This is a genomic window from Bradyrhizobium liaoningense (assembly GCF_018130825.1).
Taxonomy (GTDB): domain Bacteria; phylum Pseudomonadota; class Alphaproteobacteria; order Rhizobiales; family Xanthobacteraceae; genus Bradyrhizobium; species Bradyrhizobium liaoningense_B.
Genome location: NZ_JAFCJS010000004.1, coordinates 243,735 through 261,335, shown reverse-complemented (window position 1 = coordinate 261,335; position 17,601 = coordinate 243,735). Strand labels below are relative to the sequence as shown.

At 66.1% G+C, this 17,601-nt stretch carries 18 protein-coding genes; 9 read left to right on the top strand and 9 right to left on the bottom strand.

Going from position 1 to position 17,601, the window contains the following annotated elements; all coding sequences use genetic code 11:
* Nucleotides 1-130 precede the first annotated feature (130 nt).
* The 5 genes from JQ603_RS19900 to JQ603_RS19880 all read left to right on the top strand — a co-directional run bounded on the left by JQ603_RS19900 (nt 131) and on the right by JQ603_RS19880 (nt 4,640).
* Nucleotides 131-1,129, top strand: coding sequence for an alpha/beta hydrolase (locus tag JQ603_RS19900; RefSeq protein WP_212341896.1), 999 nt, complete (start codon nt 131-133; stop codon nt 1,127-1,129).
* Nucleotides 1,126-1,677: a hypothetical protein gene (locus JQ603_RS19895; RefSeq protein WP_212341895.1), complete on the top strand. Its 552-nt coding sequence runs from the start codon at nt 1,126-1,128 to the stop codon at nt 1,675-1,677. Before JQ603_RS19900 ends, JQ603_RS19895 begins: the two co-directional genes overlap by 4 nt.
* Before the next feature lie 2 nt (nt 1,678-1,679).
* Nucleotides 1,680-1,979 carry a winged helix-turn-helix domain-containing protein gene (locus tag JQ603_RS19890; protein ID WP_212341894.1) on the top strand — a complete coding sequence of 100 codons (300 nt, stop codon included), beginning with the start codon at nt 1,680-1,682 and terminating at the stop codon, nt 1,977-1,979.
* Nucleotides 1,980-2,259: 280 nt separating this feature from the next.
* Nucleotides 2,260-3,543 carry a phosphoribosylamine--glycine ligase gene (purD, locus tag JQ603_RS19885; RefSeq protein ID WP_212341893.1) on the top strand — a complete coding sequence of 428 codons (1,284 nt, stop codon included), beginning with the start codon at nt 2,260-2,262 and terminating at the stop codon, nt 3,541-3,543.
* A gap of 191 nt (nt 3,544-3,734) precedes the next feature.
* Nucleotides 3,735-4,640, top strand: coding sequence for an alpha/beta fold hydrolase (locus JQ603_RS19880; protein ID WP_212341892.1), 906 nt, complete (start codon nt 3,735-3,737; stop codon nt 4,638-4,640).
* Here the strand turns inward: JQ603_RS19880 and JQ603_RS19875 are convergent.
* Nucleotides 4,637-5,095, bottom strand: coding sequence for a nucleoside deaminase (locus JQ603_RS19875; RefSeq protein ID WP_212342446.1), 459 nt, complete (start codon nt 5,093-5,095; stop codon nt 4,637-4,639). The two genes, JQ603_RS19880 and JQ603_RS19875, sit on opposite strands and share 4 nt — an antisense overlap.
* A 118-nt stretch (nt 5,096-5,213) precedes the next feature.
* Between JQ603_RS19875 and JQ603_RS19870 the strand changes: the two genes are divergently transcribed.
* Together JQ603_RS19870 and rsmD are read left to right on the top strand one after the other, a co-directional pair.
* A complete protein-coding gene (locus JQ603_RS19870; RefSeq protein ID WP_212341891.1) occupies nt 5,214-7,289 on the top strand; it encodes a pseudouridine synthase in 2,076 nt (691 codons plus the stop codon).
* A 1-nt stretch (nt 7,290) separates the two neighbouring features.
* A complete protein-coding gene (gene rsmD, locus JQ603_RS19865) occupies nt 7,291-7,845 on the top strand; it encodes a 16S rRNA (guanine(966)-N(2))-methyltransferase RsmD (protein ID WP_212341890.1) in 555 nt (184 codons plus the stop codon).
* A 141-nt stretch (nt 7,846-7,986) separates the two neighbouring features.
* Here the strand turns inward: rsmD and mutL are convergent, their stop codons facing one another.
* Nucleotides 7,987-9,801: a DNA mismatch repair endonuclease MutL gene (mutL, locus tag JQ603_RS19860; RefSeq protein WP_212341888.1), complete on the bottom strand. Its 1,815-nt coding sequence runs from the start codon at nt 9,799-9,801 to the stop codon at nt 7,987-7,989.
* A 240-nt stretch (nt 9,802-10,041) separates the two neighbouring features.
* Between mutL and JQ603_RS19855 the strand changes: the two genes are divergently transcribed.
* Nucleotides 10,042-10,359 (top strand): ribbon-helix-helix domain-containing protein, encoded by a 318-nt coding sequence (locus JQ603_RS19855; RefSeq protein WP_183242904.1) that lies wholly within the window; start codon nt 10,042-10,044, stop codon nt 10,357-10,359.
* Nucleotides 10,360-10,578: 219 nt separating this feature from the next.
* Here the strand turns inward: JQ603_RS19855 and JQ603_RS19850 are convergent, their stop codons facing one another.
* The 4 genes from JQ603_RS19850 to JQ603_RS19835 are packed head-to-tail and all read right to left on the bottom strand — an operon-like array spanning nt 10,579 to nt 13,552.
* A complete protein-coding gene (locus JQ603_RS19850) occupies nt 10,579-12,147 on the bottom strand; it encodes a GMC family oxidoreductase (protein WP_212341886.1) in 1,569 nt (522 codons plus the stop codon).
* A gap of 28 nt (nt 12,148-12,175) precedes the next feature.
* Nucleotides 12,176-12,724 carry a gluconate 2-dehydrogenase subunit 3 family protein gene (locus JQ603_RS19845; protein ID WP_212341884.1) on the bottom strand — a complete coding sequence of 183 codons (549 nt, stop codon included), beginning with the start codon at nt 12,722-12,724 and terminating at the stop codon, nt 12,176-12,178.
* Nucleotides 12,725-12,769: 45 nt separating this feature from the next.
* Nucleotides 12,770-13,165 (bottom strand): VOC family protein, encoded by a 396-nt coding sequence (locus JQ603_RS19840; RefSeq protein WP_212341882.1) that lies wholly within the window; start codon nt 13,163-13,165, stop codon nt 12,770-12,772.
* Nucleotides 13,166-13,552 (bottom strand): c-type cytochrome, encoded by a 387-nt coding sequence (locus tag JQ603_RS19835; protein WP_212341880.1) that lies wholly within the window; start codon nt 13,550-13,552, stop codon nt 13,166-13,168. It abuts the gene before it with no gap.
* A gap of 304 nt (nt 13,553-13,856) precedes the next feature.
* Between JQ603_RS19835 and JQ603_RS19830 the strand changes: the two genes are divergently transcribed.
* The gene (locus JQ603_RS19830) at nt 13,857-14,165 is read left to right on the top strand and encodes a hypothetical protein (protein WP_212341878.1); all 309 of its coding nucleotides are present in this window, start codon (nt 13,857-13,859) and stop codon (nt 14,163-14,165) included.
* A gap of 60 nt (nt 14,166-14,225) precedes the next feature.
* On the opposite strand, the gene arfB is transcribed toward JQ603_RS19830, so the two are convergent.
* From arfB to JQ603_RS19815, 3 genes are all read right to left on the bottom strand, one after another.
* Nucleotides 14,226-14,642: an alternative ribosome rescue aminoacyl-tRNA hydrolase ArfB gene (arfB, locus tag JQ603_RS19825; RefSeq protein WP_212341876.1), complete on the bottom strand. Its 417-nt coding sequence runs from the start codon at nt 14,640-14,642 to the stop codon at nt 14,226-14,228.
* A gap of 132 nt (nt 14,643-14,774) precedes the next feature.
* On the bottom strand, nt 14,775-16,145 hold the full coding sequence (locus tag JQ603_RS19820; protein ID WP_212341875.1) for a M16 family metallopeptidase: 1,371 nt from the start codon (nt 16,143-16,145) through the stop codon (nt 14,775-14,777).
* Nucleotides 16,142-17,536: a M16 family metallopeptidase gene (locus tag JQ603_RS19815; RefSeq protein WP_433996647.1), complete on the bottom strand. Its 1,395-nt coding sequence runs from the start codon at nt 17,534-17,536 to the stop codon at nt 16,142-16,144. The genes JQ603_RS19820 and JQ603_RS19815 overlap by 4 nt, the downstream gene beginning before the upstream one ends.
* Nucleotides 17,537-17,601 lie beyond the last annotated feature (65 nt).

Sequence of the window (17,601 nt, the reverse complement as noted above, 5' to 3'; positions counted from 1 at the left end):
CGATTCGGCATTTTGGGGTCAGACCCGACGTTAAGGATTTTCGCCGCGCGGCGCCAATCCGGGGATTGAATGGGAGAGTACTCTGTATTATAGAGTTCTCTATCGAGGATGAATTAGGTGAGAGTTGGCCATGCTGCGAGGTGCTCTGGGCTTGCTGAAATGGGGGCTGTGCGCGGTCGGCGCCGTGGCGCTCCTCCTGACCGCCCTGATCGCGACGCCGCTCGAGCGGCCCGCCGAGATGCGCTCTGTCTCGGACTCCGCCAAAGGCATCGATTGGTCCACGCTGCCGCCGCTCGAGCGCTTCCAGGCCCGCGACGGCACCTGGCTCGGCTTCCGCCACTACGCGCCGAAGGGGGCGGCCACGGATCGCGGCGCCATCTTCATCCATGGCTCCTCGGCCTCGTCCGCTACCGTCAATCACGCGCTGACGGCCGCGCTCGCCGCGCGCGGCGTCGAGACCTGGGCGCTCGACATGCGCGGTCACGGCGCCTCGGGCACCCGCGGCGACATCGGCTATGTCGGTCAACTCGAGGACGATCTCGTCGATTTCGTCGCCCACGTGCGCAAGTCCGCACCTGATTTGCCGCTGACCCTGATCGGTCATTCCGCGGGTGCCGGCTTCTCGCTGCGTGTGGCCGCGACGCCGATCATGCAGGACCTGTTCGTCCGCACCGTGCTGATCGCGCCCTATCTCGGCTACGACGCACCGACCAATAGACCGAATTCCGGTGGCTGGGCCAATCCCGACATCCCGCGCCTTCTTGGTCTCGCCGCGCTGCGCAAGCTCGGCATCGACTGTTGCTCGCAACTCCCGGTGCTGGCGTTCGCTGTGCCGCCGAATTCCGAGCGTATTCTGGTGCCGACCTATTCCGACCGCCTGATGCGCAATTTTGCCACGCGCGGCTATCGGCTCGACCTGCCGGCCGTGACGCATCCGATGACCATCTTCGGCGCCGCCGACGACGAGATGATGATCTCGGACAAATATGCCGAGGCCGTGCAGGCGGTGAAGCCGTCCGTCGACGTCAAGGTCATCGAGGGCGTCAATCACATGGGCATGGTCACCAGCCCGAAAGCGATCTCCGCGATCGCCGAGGACGTCGCTACGCGCGGGGCAGGGCAGTCATGATCGACAGCAAGCAGGCCACAGATGCACTGGCTGACATCGATGATACCGTCCGCCGCGTGCGGCAATCGCTGATCTACCAGCTCTCCGGTCTCATCATGTTGATGTGGGGCGGTCTGGTTTTCGCCGGGAACGTCCTGAGCTGGCTCTGGCCGCGCTATGGCCTCTATATCTGGATCGGCGTCTACGTCTTCGCGACTCTCGGGCTGTTCGCCCTCAGCGCCTACAATTATGCACAATCCCGCATCCGTACCTTCGATCACCGCTATCTGCTGACGTTCCTGTTCATCATTGCATTCGGCATCTTCTGCTGCGTGTTCGGCCAATTCACGCCGCGTCAGCAGACGACGTTCTGGCCGGTCTACATCATGATGTTCTACATGTTGGCAGGCGTGTGGTTCGGCACGGCCTTCATCGTGATTGGCGCCGTGATCATCGCGCTGACGCTGATCGGATATGTCTACATCCCCGGAATGCCGTTCCTGCTGTGGATGGCGGGCGTCAACGGCGGCGGGTTGTTCGTCGGCGGCCTCTGGATGCGTCGGAGCTAGAAGTGGCAGAGCTCGACGACATCATCCACCAGCCGTTGCGCCTGAAGATCATGGCGGCGCTGAACGCGCTGCCTGCGGAGGTCGGGCTGGAATTCGCCCGCCTGAAGAAGCTCACCGGCGCGACCGACGGCAATCTCGGCGCCCATATCGAGACCCTGGCCAAGGCCGGCTACGTCTCGGTCGACAAGGCCTTCGTCGGCAAGAAGCCGCAGACCACGGTCACCGCGACCGTAACCGGCCGAGGCGCCTTCGCGCGGCATGTGGCGACCTTGCAGGAGATCATCGCGGGGAAGCAGGTCTGACTTACCCTCCCCTGGAGGGGGAGGGGCGATCGCGCGCAGCGCGAGCGGGGTGGGGTGATCTCTCCCCACGGGCAGTATCGCGTGCGGAGAGACCGTCACCCCACCCCGCTACGCATTCCGCTTCGCTACATGCGTAGCGACCCTCCCCCTCCAGGGGAGGGTAAGATCGGCTGCACGCCGCGCCCCGGAATGACGGGGGTGATTGAGCACGCCCCCCTTGAGACCGGCGCGGATTCGTGCGACCTCCGCCCCCAGCAAACCCCTTATTTCTGAGCCCTCGATGCACATTCTCCTGCTTGGTTCCGGCGGCCGCGAACATGCCCTGGCGTGGAAGATCGCGGCCTCCCCCCTGGTGACCAAATTCTGGTGCGCACCCGGCAATGCCGGTATCGCGCGCGAGGCCGAATGCGTGGCGCTCGACATCGCCGACCATGCCGCCGTGATCGACTTCTGCAAGAAGAATGCGGTGGAGCTCGTGGTGGTCGGCCCGGAGACGCCGCTGGCGGCCGGCATCGTCGACGACCTCACTGCTGCCGGCATCAAGGCGTTCGGGCCGAGCAGGATCCCGGCCCAGCTCGAAAGCTCCAAGGGCTTTACGAAAGCGCTGTGCACCGAATTCGGCATTCCGACCGGCGCCTACAAGCGCTTCACCAACGCCAATGACGCGCGCGCCTATGTCCAGAGCCAGGGCGCGCCGATCGTGGTCAAGGCCGACGGCCTCGCCGCCGGCAAGGGCGTCGTCGTCGCCAAGACCGTGCGCGAGGCGGAAGATGCCATCGCCATGATGTTCGAGGGCGCCTTTGGCGAGGCCGGCGCCGAGGTCGTGATCGAGGAGTTTCTGCCCGGCCGCGAGATCAGCTTCTTTGCGCTGTGCGACGGCGAGACGGCGATCCCGCTGGCGTCCGCGCAGGACCACAAGCGCGTGTTCGACCACGACGTCGGCCCGAACACCGGCGGCATGGGCGCCTATTCGCCGACGCCGCTGGTGACGCCCGCGATCCACGACGCGATCATGGCCAAGATCATCCTGCCGACGGTTGCCGGCATGAAGCAGCGCGGCACGCCGTTCCGCGGCATTCTCTACGCCGGCATCATGCTGACGACGCAGGGACCAAAGCTGTTCGAGTTCAACGTCCGTTTCGGCGATCCCGAGTGCCAGGTGCTGATGCTGCGCATGATGTCGGACATCGTGCCGGCGTTCATCGCCGCCTGCGACGGGGAGTTGAAGCATTTCGATCTGCGCTGGCATCCGGAATCCGCGATCACCGTGGTGATGGCGGCGAAGGGCTATCCCGGCGACTACCAGAAGGGCACGCGGATCGAGGGGCTCGATGATGCCGCGAAGGTCGACACCGTCGAGATCTTCCACGCCGGAACTGTCGCGAAGGACGGCGCGATCCTTGCCAATGGCGGCCGCGTGCTGAACGTCTGCGCGCTGGGCAAGACCGTGACCGAGGCGCAGGCGCGCGCCTATCAGGCCGTCGACCGCATCAACTGGCCGGACGGCTTCTGCCGCCGCGACATCGGCTGGCAGGCGGTGGAAGCGGAGAAGGCCAAGGGCTGACAGCGGTTTTTCCGCTGCGCGCGCAAAAACCTTGCGCCATCGCGCCGCCACATCGACATTCCAGAAATGCGTAGTCGGCTGTTGGACTTAGCGTCCTTCGCCGAGGACGCGTGCTACTGTGCATGGGGTTGTATTCGACATTTTTTTGTTGGGAGCAGCTCTCAGGACTGACCAGACAAGGATGCAGAAAGATGTCCGATCTCGCCGACCTCTATCCCGGCTTCGCCTCCGAATGGATCAACACCTCGTTCGGTCGCATCTTCGCCCGCGTCGGCGGCAAAGGCCCGCCGCTGCTGCTCTTGCACGGCTTCTCCGAGACCAACGTGATGTGGCACCGCGTCGCGCCGCAACTCGCGGACAAGTTCACGCTGATCGTCGCCGACCTGCCGGGCTATGGCTGGTCCGACATGCCCGAGAGCGATGCGCTGCACATGCCCTACAGCAAGCGCGCGATGGCCAAGGCCATGGTCGAGGCGATGGAGCAGCTCGGCCACGTGCACTTCGCGCTCGCCGGCCACGACCGCGGCGGCCGTGTGTCGTATCGGTTGGCGCTCGACCATCCCGGTCGGCTGTCGAAGCTCGCCGTGCTCGATATCCTGCCGACCTATAATTACTGGGAGCGGATGAACCGCGCCTATGCGCTGAAGATCTATCATTGGACCTTCCTGGCCCAGCCTGCGCCGCTGCCGGAGACGCTGATCTCCGGCAATGGCGAGTTCTTCCTGCGCGTCAAGATGGCGAGCCAGACCAAGTCGAAGACGCTGGATGCGATCGACGAGCGAGCGCTCGAGCACTACATCGCCCCGTTCCGCGATCCCGCCCGCGTGCACGCGATGTGCGAGGACTACCGCGCCGGCGCCTATTTCGACTACGACCTCGACAAGGCCGATTTCGAGGCCGGCAAGAAGATCACGGTGCCGATGCTGGCGCTGTGGGGCAATGCCGGCGTGGCCCAGGCCGCAGCGACCCCGCTCGACACGTGGAAGCAATGGGCGACCAACGTTGACGGCATGCCGGTGGATTCAGGGCACTTCCTGACGGAGGAGAACCCCGATGTGACCGCGAAGGCGCTGCACGAATTCTTCTCCGCGGGTTAACGCCGCTCCCGGAAGAACTCCTTGAGCAGCCGCGCCGCCTCGCTCTCGCCGACGCCGGAATAGACTTCCGGCGCGTGGTGGCAGGTCGGCGAGGCGAAGAAGCGCACGCCTGACTCGACCGCGCCGCCCTTAGGGTCGGCCGCGCCGTAATAGAGCCGGCGGACCCTTGCAAAAGAGATCGCGCCCGCACACATGGTGCAGGGCTCCAGCGTCACGTAGAGGTCGCAGTCGACGAGGCGCTCGCTGCCGATCTTTTTCGCAGCCTCGCGCAGCGCGACGATCTCGGCATGGGCGGTGGGGTCATGGTCGGTCAGCGTCCGGTTCGCCGCGGTGGCGATGACCTCGGAATCGCGGACCACCACACATGCGATCGGAACTTCGCCCGCTTTTCCGGCATTTTCGGCCGCCAGAAGCGCCAAATCCATGAAAGAGGGGGCTTTCAAGCCTCGTATCATCGCCAGAAACCTGCTAGTAGCTCCGCCTTCAGCAAGAGTGAATACCGGTTTTGCCTGAGCATGCGGCTCGGAACGAGCGCGCACACTGCTTTCTGGCCACCCCTGAGTGAGATTATTCATGCCTCGCGACAGCGACAAAGACAACGATTCCCGCGGCCGGCGAGGCCCCTCCAAGGGACCGTCGAAGGGCCGTAGCGGCAAGCCGCGCGGTCCCGAGAAGAAATTCGCCAAGCGCGGCTTCGAGGGCAAGGGCGACCGCGACAGCCGTCCGCCCCGCGAGGGTCGTGAGGGCCGCCCCTTCCGCCGTCGCGAGGACGGCGATGCCCCGCGCCGCGATTTTTCCGACCGTCCGCGCTTCAAGCGCGACGACCGCGGCGCCGAGGGCCGTGGCGAGCGGAGCTTCAAACCGCGTGGCGACCGGCCGTTTTCCGACCGCTCCTCGCGCGATGGCGAGAAGCGCTCGTTCAAACCGCGCGGTGATCGCCCGTCCTATGGCCGTGACGACCGCCCGCCGCGCAGCCGGGATCGCGACGAGTCCCGTCCCGCCGACCGGTCCGGTGACAAGAAGTTCGGCGACAAGCGGCCATATTCGCCGCGTGGCGACCGTCCGGAACGCAAGTTCGACGGCGAGCGGAAGTTTTCGCGCGGCGGCGACCGGGATCGCGGGCCGCGTGAGGATCGTGGCGAGCGCAGCTTCAAGCCGCGTGGAGACCGCCCGAATTTCGATCGCGGTGATCGCGCGCCACGCGGTGAGCGTTCCGAACGCAAATTCGAGGACCGGAAGTTTTCGCGGGGTGGACCGGATCGCGGCCCGCGCAAGGATTTTGGCGGCCGCGACCGCGGCGAGGACAAGCCCTGGCAGAAGCGCGACGACCGTCGCGACGGCGGCCGCGGTGAGGACCGTCCGCGCTTCTCGCGTTCGCGCGATGACCGCGCATCTGGCGATCGTCCGTTCCGCGATCGTCCGAAATTCGATCGGCCGCGTGATCGTGACAGCGAACGTGGTGACCGTCCGAAATTCGATCGTCCGCGCCAGCGCCCGGAAGGCCGCATGGATTGGCAGGAGCATCCGCGCAGCGAAGGCCGCTTCCGCGACCGTCCGCGCCGCGACAACGAGGACGAGAGCAGGATCTTCGAGAAGCGCCCCGCCTTCGGCGGCCGCGGCGCCTATCGCGAGCGGGATCGGGATTTCGAGGGACGTCCGCGCCGCGACGAGGCACCGAAGCCGAAGAAGGCCGGCGAGCGCATCGCCAAGGCGCTGGCGCGTGCGGGGCTCGCCTCGCGCCGCGACGCCGAGGAAATGGTCACGCAGGGCCGCGTCACCGTCAACGGCCGCGTCATCAACTCGCCGGCGCTCGACATCACGCCGAACGACGTCGTCCTGGTCGACGGCAAGCCGTTGCCGCCGCGCGAGCGCACGCGGCTGTTCCTCTATCACAAGCCGCGCGGGCTGATGACGACGCATGACGATCCCGAGGGTCGTCCGACCGTGTTCGACAATCTGCCCGAAGGCCTGCCGCGCCTGATCAGTGTCGGCCGGCTCGACTTCAACACCGAGGGCCTCTTGCTGCTCACCAATGACGGCGGCCTCGCGCGCACGCTCGAGCTGCCGGACACCGGCTGGCTGCGCCGCTACCGCGTCCGCGCCCATGGCGACGTCACCCAGGCGCAGCTCGATGAGCTCAAGAGCGGCATCGAGGTCGAGGGCGTCAAATACGGTCCGATCGAGGCGACGCTCGAGCGCGATCAGGGCGCCAATGTCTGGCTGGTGTTCGCGATCCGCGAAGGCAAGAACCGCGAGGTGCGCAACGTCTGCGCCCATCTCGGGCTCGAGGTGAACCGGCTGATCCGCGTCTCCTACGGCCCGTTCCAGCTCGGCGAGATCCCCGAAGGCCAGGTCGACGAGATCAAGTCGCGCGTGCTGCGCGAGCAGCTCGGAGACAAGGTGATCGAGAAGTCGGGCGCCGAGTTCGACGTGCCGTCGAAATCCGCCGGGCGCGGTGACGATGCGCCGAAGACGCCGATGAAGCGTGCCGTCATCAACGACCGCAAGGGCCGCCGCGTGCTGGTGCAGCGCACCGGCAGCGAGGAGGCGCGTGAGCGCAACGAGATGGAGGCGAACGGCTACGGCCCGCCGCGCCGTCCCAAGCGTGGTTATCACGGCAAGCGCGACCTGACGCCGCGGGAGGACTAGCTTGCGCGTCGTCGGCGGCAGGTTGAAGGGGCGCAATCTCGCCTCACCGTCCTCGCGCGACATCCGTCCTACGGCGGACCGCCTGCGCGAGTCCGTGTTCAACATCCTCGTGCACGCCTATGACGATCCGATTCAAGATGCGCGCGTGCTCGATCTCTTCGCCGGCACCGGCGCGCTCGGCATCGAGGCCTCGTCACGCGGCGCGAAGTTCACGCTGTTCGTCGACAACGGGGCGGAGGCACGCGCGCTGCTGCGCAACAATGTCGAGTCGCTCGGCCTCGGCGGCGTCACAAAGGTCTATCGCCGCGATGCGACTGATCTGGGCCCCGCGCATCCCGTCGAGCCGTTCTCGCTGGTGTTCCTCGATCCGCCCTATGGCAAGGGATTTGCCGAGAAGGCGCTCGCGAGCCTGCGCGATGGCGGCTGGCTGACGCCGGGCGCGCTGCTGGTGGTGGAGGAGGCCAAGGCCGCGCAGTTCGTGACGCCGGAAGGGTACGAGGAATTGGAGCGACGGGCTTATGACGATACGGAGTTCGTGTTTTTGAAGAGGCCGTAGGGCCGCGCTGCCGTAGGGTGGGTTAGCCGAAGGCGTAACCCACCACGTCTGTTTCCGCGGAAAAAGAAGAGGTGGGTTACGCCGAGCAGATGCGCTTCGCGCATCTGCAGGGCTAACCCACCCTACGGCGTCAAGGCACCTTCACCGCCGCCCGAACAGCTTCTCCACATCGCTCAGCTTCAGCTCGACATAGGTCGGCCGGCCGTGATTGCACTGGCCGGAGTTCGGCGTCTCCTCCATCTCGCGGAGCAGGGCGTTCATCTCCTCGGGCCGCAGCCTCCGTCCGGCGCGCACCGAGCCGTGGCAGGCCATGGTGGCGGCGACGTGCATCAGGCGGCGTTCGAGCGGAAGCGCCTCGTCCCATTCGGCCATGTGCTCGGAGAGATCGCGGAGCAAGCCGCCCGCATTGGTCTTGCCGAGCAGCGACGGTGTCTCGCGCACCGCGACCGCGCCGGGGCCGAAGGATTCGATGGCGAGGCCGAACGAGGCCAGCTCTTCGCTGCGCTCCAGCAGGCGCTCGACAGTGGCTTCGTCCATCTCGACGATCTCGGGGATCAACAGGATCTGCCGCTGCACGCCGTTCTCGGCCAGCGAGGCCTTCAGCCGCTCATAGACGATGCGCTCATGCGCGGCGTGCTGGTCGACGATAATCAGGCCGTCGCGGGTCTGCGAGACGATGTAGGTCTCGTGGATCTGCGTGCGCGCCGCGCCGAGCGGGCGGTCGACGAGGTCAGCCACCGGCTGCGTCTCGATCCGCACGTCCGCGCTGGGCGCGCCGACATCGAAGGTGGCCTGCGCGCGCTCTGCGAACGCCGGCGCGGCGGAGCCTTCGAATGACGGCATCGGCGCGACCGGAGCGGACGGCGAGGCGCGCCAGTCCCAGCTTGCCGGGCGCTGCGGCGTGAAGGCGGGGCGGAATGCGGACAGCGCGCTCTCGCCGCTGTTGGCGGCGGTACGGCGGCCTTCGCGCGCGAGCGCGTCCTTCAATCCGTGTACGATCAGCGCGCGGACGAGGCCGGCATTGCGGAAGCGTACCTCGGTCTTCGCCGGGTGCACGTTGGCGTCGACCTCGCGCGGATCGAGCGTGACGAACAGCGCCAGCACCGGGTGGCGGTCGCGCGGCAGATAGTCGGAATAGGCCGCGCGCACCGCGCCCAGGATCAGCTTGTCGCGCACCGGGCGGCCGTTGACGAAGAGATATTGCCCGAGCGCATTGGCCTTGGTCAGCGCGGGAGCCGCGGCATAGCCGGCGACGACGACACCCTCGCGCTCGGCATGGACCTCGATGGCGTGGCTGCGGAATTCAGCGCCGAGGATATCGCCGAGCCGCGTCAGGCGCCCGGCCGCGCCGGGTAGCGCGGCGGTCCAGGTCACCGGCGCGCGCTCCTCGCCCGCGAGCGTGAAGGCGACGTCGGGCCGCGCCATGGCAAGGCGCCGCACCACCTCGCGGATGGCTTCCGCCTCGGTGCGGTCGGTCTTCAGAAATTTCAGCCGCGCCGGCGTCGCATAGAAGAGGTCGCCAACCTCGACGCGCGTGCCGTGCGCCAGCGCCGCCGGCATGATCTCGGACTTCTCGCCGCCCTCGACGCTGAGCGCCCAGGCATGCGGCTCGCTGGCGTGCCGCGTCGTGACCGACAGCCGCGCCACCGATCCGATCGAGGGCAGCGCCTCGCCGCGGAACCCGAGGGTGCGGATCTGGAGCAAATCCTCGTCGTCGAGCTTGGAGGTGGCATGGCGCTCGACCGCGAGCGACAGGTCCTTCGCGGTCATGCCGCTGCCGTCGTCGGTGATGCCGATCCGCCGCCGCCCGCCGCCATCGGTGAAGACGTCGATCCGGCTCGCGCCGGCATCGATGGCGTTCTCGACCAGCTCCTTGACCACGCTCGCGGGCCGCTCGACCACCTCGCCGGCGGCGATGCGGTTGACGACCTGTTCTGGAAGCTGGCGGACGGGCATGAGGCTTACGATCTGGATTCGCTGACGGCGCTATTCTAGGCCGTGTTGCGTCAAAAGCATGTGTTGGGCAACAGGGTCGTGGCCGCCTGGGGAAGAGGGTTGCCTATCACATTGAAGACATTGGGCGTTCGAGAAAATCGCGCAACCGGGACGGACGGAGGTTCGGATACCGTCCTGATTGTGGGGTGCCGGGCTGCGGTGTAGCATCGTGAAAAAATGGCAACAGGACGGGAGGACGCCATGTGCCATCTCTTCGCGCACCAGCCCCAACGCGACTACGAATCCCAGACCCGCTCTTTAAGGATCGGCGGGCACTGCACCTCGATCCGGCTCGAGATGGCATTCTGGGACACGCTGGAGGAGATCGCGGCCAAGGAGAGCATGAGCCTCGGCAAGTTCCTGACCACGCTCTACAACGAGGTGCTCGACCATCACGGCGAGGTCAACAATTTCGCTTCGCTCTTGCGCTGCTCGTGTTTGATCTACCGCTCCCGGAGCGTCACGCCGGTCCAGGATTTCAAGGCAACCGTTGCGCCCATTCTCGACGCGGCCGAGTAGCTGTCCCAGGTCCGTAGCCCGGATGGAGCGCAGCGCAATCCGGGATTCGTGCCACAAGCGGCGGCGGCCCCGGATTACGCTGCGCTCCATCCGGGCTACGCGACTCCATCCACACCGTCATTGCGAGGAGCCCTTGCGACGAAGCAATCCAGAGTCTTTCGGCAGAGACATTTCTGGATTGCTTCGCTCCGCTCGCAATGACGCGGGAGAGAGCAGGGCTCAAATCTCCTTCTTCTGCATCGCTCCCGCGATGTAGTCCGCCTGGCGGATCGCCAGCGCGACGATGGTCAGCGTCGGGTTGCAGGCCGCGCCGCTGGTGAACTGGCTGCCGTCGGAGACGAACAGGTTCTTGACGTCGTGGCTCTGCCCGAACTTGTTGACCACGCCGTCGCGCGGCTTCTCGCTCATCCTGTTGGTGCCGAGATTGTGCGTGCTCGGATAGGGCGGGGTCGGATAGGTCACGGTGGCGCCGACGGCGTCGTAGACGGCGGCGCCCTGCTTGTAGGCATGCGCGCGCATCGCGACGTCGTTGGGATGATCGTCGAAATGCACGCTCGCGACCGGCTGGCCGAACTTGTCCTTCACGACCGGGTCGAGCGTGATGCGGTTGGTCTCCTGCGGCATGTCCTCGCCGACCAGCCACATGCCGGCCATCCTGGGATAGCCGTCGAGCGCTGAGGTGAACGAACGGCCCCAGGCGCCGGGATTGAGGAACGCCGCCATGAACGGCAGGCCGATCGACAGCGTCTCCATCTCGTAGCCGCCGACGAAGCCACGCTTCGGGTTGTTGACCGACTCGTCGCGGATGATGCCGGCCATGGTGGTGCCGCGATACATGTGCACCGACTTCTCGAACACGGCATAGACGCTGCCGGTCATGTGCCGCATGTAGTTGCGGCCGACCTGGCCCGATGAATTGGCGAGGCCGTCGGGGAACATGGTCGAGGCGCTGTTGAGCAGCAGCCGCGGGCTCTCGATCGAATTGCCGGCGACCGCGACGATGCGTGCCTTCTGGCGCTGCATGGCGCCGGTCTCGTCGGCATAGACGACGCCGGTCACCTTGCCGCTGGCGTCATGCTCGATCTTGACCGCCATGCTGCTGGGTCTGACTTCGAGATTGCCGGTCGCCTCGCCCTTCGGGATCTCGGTGTAGAGCGTCGACCATTTCGCGCCGGACTTGCAGCCCTGGAAGCAAAAGCCGATCTGCTGGCAGGAGCCGCGCCCGTCGCGCGGCTGGCTGTTGATGGCCATGTTGCCGGTGTGCACGGTCTTGTAGCCGAGCTTCCTGGCGCCGGCCTCCAGAACCTTGAAGTTGTTGTTGCCGGGAAGTCCTGGAATGCCGTTGGTGCGGGTCACGCCCATCTTGTTCTCGGCCTTGGCGTACCACGGCTCCATCTCCGCGAGCGTCACCGGCCAGTCCAAAAGGTTGGCGCCGGGAATGTTGCCGTAGGCGCTCTTCACCCGGAACTCGTGCTCGTCGAAGCGCAGCGAGGCACCGGCCCAATGTGTCGTGGAGCCGCCGACCGCCTTGACGATCCAGGCGGGCAGGCCCGAAAAATCCTTGGCGACGCGCCACGTGCCGGATGTGGTGCGGGCATCGGTCCAGGCGAGCTGGGAAAAACTCTCCCACTCGTCGTTGACGAAGTCCTGGTTCTCGATGCGGGGACCTGCTTCCAGGATGACAACCCTGACGCCCTTTTGCGCGAGCTCGTTGCCCAGCGTGCCGCCGCCGGCACCGGAGCCGACAATCACCACAACGCTGGAGTCGTTCAGATCGAATTTTGCCATATGCGTTCTCCTGAACCGTTGGGTGAGCTTAAGCCTTCGGCAGCCAGTCGATGTCGGCGAAGCCGCGGTTGATGTAGCCGCCATGCTCGGCGGAGGAGCCCTCGTAGCCGAAGCGCGGCCAGACCTCTTTCTGATTGTAGAGCGAGACGACGAGGTCGCCGCGCACCTTCTGGAAGAAGTCGCTTCCCTCGATCTCCTTCAGCAGCACTACGCGATCGGTTTCCCAGGGCACTTCGGCATAAGCGAGCTTGTGGCGATCGCGCGCGTTCTGATCGAGCCGGCCGATGCCGTCGCTGATCAGCGATTTGACGGCGGGATCCTTGGCCGCCTTGGCGTCCCACGGCTTGATCGCGGTGATGTAATAGCTGTCGCCGAGGACATCGTGCGGATAGATGTCGCGCGCGACTTTCAGCAGCGTCTTCATCGTCGCGGGCGAGAGCGCGCTCGCATCATCGGCCCATGCGTCTTCGATGCTGACGGCGACGCTGGTCGCGACTGTTACGACCGGCACGGCGGTCGCCGCGCCCTTGAGAAAGACGCGGCGGCTGTGCTTGCTTCGACGATCGACTTCTCTCATGGCATTCCTCCGTGGATTTTTATGATTTGGATTTTTGTGATGTGATCAGCCGAAGCGTCCGCCCCGCTGGATCACCTCGATCTTGTAGCCATCGGGATCGCTGACGAAGAAGAAGCGCGCCAGCGTTCGGCCGTCATGCTTGAAGTCGCGTAAGGGGCCCGGTGCGAGCTTCTCGCGCTCGAAGCGGGCATGCTCGGCATCGAGATCCTCGACCACCACGGCGAGATGCCCATAGCCGTCGCCGAGCGCGTACGGTTCCTTGCGATCGAAATTCACCGTCAGCTCCACCTCGAAAGGTGAGGACGGGTGACGCAGATAGATCAGGGCAAAGTCGGAAAACTTCAGATGGTCGGCGACCTCCAGGCCGAAGGCGCGCCCGTAGAAGTCGAGCGAGCGCGCTTCGTCGAGCACGCGGATCATGGAATGGACTGGCTTTGCCATTCAGTTCTGCTCCTTGAGAAAGGCGATGATGGCGGCGCGAGTCTCCGGCTTGGCTTGCCGGTACACCATGGTCACGCCGGGAATGACGGCTTGAGGATTGCTCAGCCAGGCATCGAGCCGGGTCTCGTCCCAGGCAAAGTCCGCTTTCGACATCGCCTCCGAGTATTTGAAGCCTTCGGCCTTGCCGGCGGGCCGGCCGACGACCTTGACCAGGGGCGGGCCTTGTCGCATCGGCTCCGACAGGCTCAAGGTGTGACACACCGCGCATTGCTGCTTGAACAATGTGGCGCCATCCGGCGGCTTTGCGGCCGGCAACGGCATCTGCGCATCGGCAACCCGCACCACCAGCACCATTGCGGTGCACAATCCCAGCACGACTACGCGCATCGCCAAGAATCCGCCCATCTGCAACAACGTGCGCAAACACTAGGCGCGGCCAAACATGCGGTGGTAGTAGCGGGCTGTTTCGCTGCGTGCGTGGATGCTTGTGGCGTGTGGTGTTCCGCGCTGCCTTATATGCGGAGCACAATTCCGCGAAACCGCCGCGAAAACCCTAAACGATCACCACACGACGCGGCTTGCATCACCAACGCGCCGTTCGAACTCTCTACGCGATGAACCGGTCCGGTGCAGGCGAACGGCGCAGAAGGCAGCCGATCCGTTCATCGCGAAAAAATCCAGGAGATAATGGATGAAGTTGGTGAAGACCTCTGCAATCGCATGCGCTCTCGCGGCCCTCATTGCGACGCCCGTTCTCGCGCAAGGGACGTCGTCGGGCGCCAGGCCTGGCGGCACCGTGCAAAGCAAGCCCATGCAGGGCGGCGCGGCAGTCGGCGAAGATGAGGAGATGAATGCTCAGCCGGGCGCAGCGGGCGAGAAGGCCGGCATGAAGTCAACCAAGTCTACCCGAGGCGCGGTCGGCACCACGGGCAGCGCTGCGCGCAAGGGAACGGCCGACGATGCCGCGACGGGCGGCGCAGCCCCGTCCAAGCGTTACTAGTCAGCGGGTAAACCGGCAAAGCTCCGGTCGCCTTGCGGCCGGAGTTTTTTGCCGCGCCTGTTAGTCGTCGAAGCGGCCGCCGCGTCCGGCCTTGACGTCACTGCGGCGCTTCTTGCCTTCGAGCCGGCGCTGCTTGGAGGCGAAGGTCGGCCGCGTTGCGCGCCGCGGCGTCGGCCGCACCATCGCTTCCTTGAGGATCTCGACGAGGCGGTCGATGGCGTCCTGGCGGTTGCGCTCCTGGGTGCGGAAGCGCTGGGCGTGGATCACGATGACGCCCTCCTTGGTCATGCGCTGGCCGGCGATGCGGGCGAGGCGCAGCGCCGCATCTTCGGGCAAGGTCAGCTTGCGCGTGTCGAAGCGCAACTGGGCCGAGGTCGCGACCTTGTTGACGTTCTGCCCGCCCGGGCCGGAGGCGCGGACGAAGCCGATCTCGATGTCGTCCTCGTCGATGACGAGATCGCGGGATATCCGCAGCATGATGGCACCATTCGTGATGCCCGGACATATCGCGGACATCCATGTTCGGCAATGGCGCTCATGGAAAACGCAAATGGCCGGGGCGAGCCCGGCCATTTCAGGAAGCGTATGGAGAAGCGGTCAGTTCGACTGCTAATTGGACTTGGGCGCCGTGGCCGCGGGCTGCGCGGCGGCCTGCGGGGCGCGGCCGACGACGACCGTCAGCAGGCCCTGGCCCCAGAGCCGCTTGGCGGCCGCCTTGGCGTCGTCCAGCGTCACCGCATCGACAATGGCATTGCGCCTTTCGATGTAGTCGATCGGCAGCTTGTCCTGCTGGTACTGCAGCAGCGCCTGCGCCTGCTTGGAGGAGGTGTCGAGCGCCAGCATCTGCGAGCCCTTGAGGTAGGATTTGGCCTCGTCGAGCTCCTTCTGCGTCGGGCCCTCCTCGGCGATGCGGCGTACCTCCTTCTCGATGGCGTCGATGGTATCGCCGGCGCGGTCGGCGCGGGTGCCGGTATTGCCGATGAAGACCGCCGAATGCTCCATCCACAGCAGGGATTCGAACACCGAATAGGCGAGGCCTCGCTTCTCGCGGACCTCGCGATAGAGCCGCGAGGACAGTCCGCCGCCGCCCAGGATGTGGTTGACGACATAGGCCGCCATGAAGTTGGGGTCGCTGCGCTTCACGCCGGGGCCGCCGAAGGTGATCACGGTCTGCGGCACGTCGAGCGGCACGAAGGCGCGCTGCGGCGGCTTGGCCGCGTCGACGTCGGGCACCGGCACGAGATTGGCCTTGGCAGGCAGGCTGCCGAACGTGTGGTCGAGCAGCTTGCCGAGCGTCGCCGGATCGACGTCGCCGACAACAGCGACTTTCAGCCCGTCCCTGGCGAGCACGCGGCCGACATAATCCTTGAGGTCGGCGACCGTGATGGTCGGCACGCTGTCCAGCGTGCCGTTGCTCTGCCGGCCATAGGGATGATCGCCGAAGGCGACCTCGAGGAACTTGCGGCTCGCCAGCGATGACGGATTGGTGGTCTCGCGACGCAGGCCGGAGAGAACCTGGGAGCGGATGCGCTCGACGTCGACGGTGTCGAAATGCGGCGAGGTCAACGCCATCCTGAGCAGGTCGAAGGCCTCGTCCTTGTTGTCGCGCAGCATGCGCAGGCTGCCGCGGAAGCTGTCGCGGCTGGCGCTGAAGGAGAGCTCGATGGCGCGGCGGTCGAGCCGCTCGTGGAAGGTCTTGGAGTCGAGATCGCCGGAGCCCTCGTCGAGCAGGTCGCCGACCAGATTGGCGACGCCCGACTTGTCCTTGGGATCCTGGGACGAGCCGCCGGCAAAGGAATATTCCATGGCGATCAGCGGCACGGTCGCGTCCTGCACGAACCAGGCCTCGATGCCGCCGGGCGAGACCAGGCGCTGGATCTTTGCGGCCGCCTGCGACGGCGAGATCGTGGCGAGCGCGAGCGCCGCGCCGGTGGCGAGGGACAGTGCGAAGTGTCTTGCGCGAAGGAAGGGATAGGTCACGAACGCTTCTCCTCGCGCTTGGCGGCTGTAGTGTCCTTGATCAGATAGCCCGTCACCGAGCGCTTCTTCTCGAGCCATTTCTGCGCGACGGCGCGCACCTGCTCGGCGGTGACCGCGCGAATGCGGTCGGGCCAGCTCCTGATGTCCTCGATCGACAGGCCCGTGGTCAGCGCGCCACCATACCAGCGCGCCAGCACGGCCTGATTGTCCTGGGCGTAGATCGCCTCGGCAATGAGCTGGGTCTTCACGCGCTCCAGATCCTCGGCGCGGATCGGGTTCTGCGCGATGTCGGCAATGACGCCGTCGACCGCCTGCTCGACCTCGGCGAAGCTGACGCCGGGTTTGGGCGCGGCCGAGATCGCGAACTGGGTCGGGTCGAGCGAGATGCTCGAATAGCTGGCGCTGGCGGAGACTGCGAGCGGCTTGTCGACGACGAGGGCGCGGTAGAGGTAGGAATTGCTGCCGCTGCCCATCAACTGCGCCAGCACGTCGAGGGCCGCGCTCTCGCCGGCTGCGGCCGTGGTTGCGGAGGGCGCCAGATAATAGCGGCGCAGGCTCGGCTGCTCGACGCGCGGGTCGGCCAGCGTGACGGTGCGCGGGGCGGCCGGCTCCGGCTCCTGCGGGCGGACACGGCGGGCCGGGATCGCGGGCTGGGCCGGGATGGAGCCGAAATTGCGCTCGACCAGCGGGCGAATGTCTGCGGCCTCGACGTCGCCGGCGATCACCAGGATCGCGTTGTTCGGCGCGTAGAAGCGGCGGTAGAAGGCCAGCGCATCCTCGCGATCGAGCTTCTCGATCTCCTGGTGCCAACCGATCACCGGCCGGCCATAGGGATGATTGAGATAGAGCGCGGCCATGATCTGCTCGTTGAGCCGCGCCTCGGGATTGTTGGCGACGCGCATGTTGTACTCTTCGAGCACCACGTCGCGTTCGGGCAGCACGTTCTCGTCCTTGAGGATCAGGCCGGTCATGCGATCGGCCTCGAACTCCATCATGGTCGGCAGCTGCTCTTTCGGCACCCGCTGGTAATAGTTGGTGTAGTCGACCGACGTCGAGGCGTTCTCGTTGCCGCCGACGCGAAGCACGGTCTGGGAGAATTCGCCGACCGGATGCTTCGAGGTGCCCTTGAACATCAGGTGCTCGAGGAAATGCGCGAGCCCGGATTTGCCCGGCGTCTCGTCGGCCGAGCCGACCTTGTACCAGATCATCTCGGTGACCACGGGCGTGCGGTGGTCCGGAATGACCACGACCTGCATGCCATTGCTGAGCGTGAAGCTGGCGGGTGGTGCCGATGTCACCGTGGTCTGGGCAACGGCGGGGCCGGCCGACAGGACACTGGTCGAAAGCAGCACGGCAAGGAGGCAGGCAGCCGATCGGTTAGCGGACATCATGATCCTTATGACAGGCCGAGCCCGGATGTCCGGCTCGGAGGGCACGGCATGGTATACCGTGCGGC

Coding starts and splice junctions, on each gene's coding strand:
- JQ603_RS19900 (WP_212341896.1), top strand. CDS start 131: ATGCTGCGAGGTGCTCTGGGCTTGCTGAAATGGGGGCTGTGCGCGGTC.
- JQ603_RS19895 (WP_212341895.1), top strand. CDS start 1,126: ATGATCGACAGCAAGCAGGCCACAGATGCACTGGCTGACATCGATGAT.
- purD (WP_212341893.1), top strand. CDS start 2,260: ATGCACATTCTCCTGCTTGGTTCCGGCGGCCGCGAACATGCCCTGGCG.
- JQ603_RS19880 (WP_212341892.1), top strand. CDS start 3,735: ATGTCCGATCTCGCCGACCTCTATCCCGGCTTCGCCTCCGAATGGATC.
- JQ603_RS19875 (WP_212342446.1), bottom strand. CDS start 5,095: ATGATACGAGGCTTGAAAGCCCCCTCTTTCATGGATTTGGCGCTTCTG.
- JQ603_RS19870 (WP_212341891.1), top strand. CDS start 5,214: ATGCCTCGCGACAGCGACAAAGACAACGATTCCCGCGGCCGGCGAGGC.
- mutL (WP_212341888.1), bottom strand. CDS start 9,801: ATGCCCGTCCGCCAGCTTCCAGAACAGGTCGTCAACCGCATCGCCGCC.
- JQ603_RS19855 (WP_183242904.1), top strand. CDS start 10,042: ATGTGCCATCTCTTCGCGCACCAGCCCCAACGCGACTACGAATCCCAG.
- JQ603_RS19850 (WP_212341886.1), bottom strand. CDS start 12,147: ATGGCAAAATTCGATCTGAACGACTCCAGCGTTGTGGTGATTGTCGGC.
- JQ603_RS19845 (WP_212341884.1), bottom strand. CDS start 12,724: ATGAGAGAAGTCGATCGTCGAAGCAAGCACAGCCGCCGCGTCTTTCTC.
- JQ603_RS19840 (WP_212341882.1), bottom strand. CDS start 13,165: ATGGCAAAGCCAGTCCATTCCATGATCCGCGTGCTCGACGAAGCGCGC.
- JQ603_RS19835 (WP_212341880.1), bottom strand. CDS start 13,552: ATGCGCGTAGTCGTGCTGGGATTGTGCACCGCAATGGTGCTGGTGGTG.
- JQ603_RS19830 (WP_212341878.1), top strand. CDS start 13,857: ATGAAGTTGGTGAAGACCTCTGCAATCGCATGCGCTCTCGCGGCCCTC.
- arfB (WP_212341876.1), bottom strand. CDS start 14,642: ATGCTGCGGATATCCCGCGATCTCGTCATCGACGAGGACGACATCGAG.
- JQ603_RS19815 (WP_433996647.1), bottom strand. CDS start 17,536: ATGATGTCCGCTAACCGATCGGCTGCCTGCCTCCTTGCCGTGCTGCTT.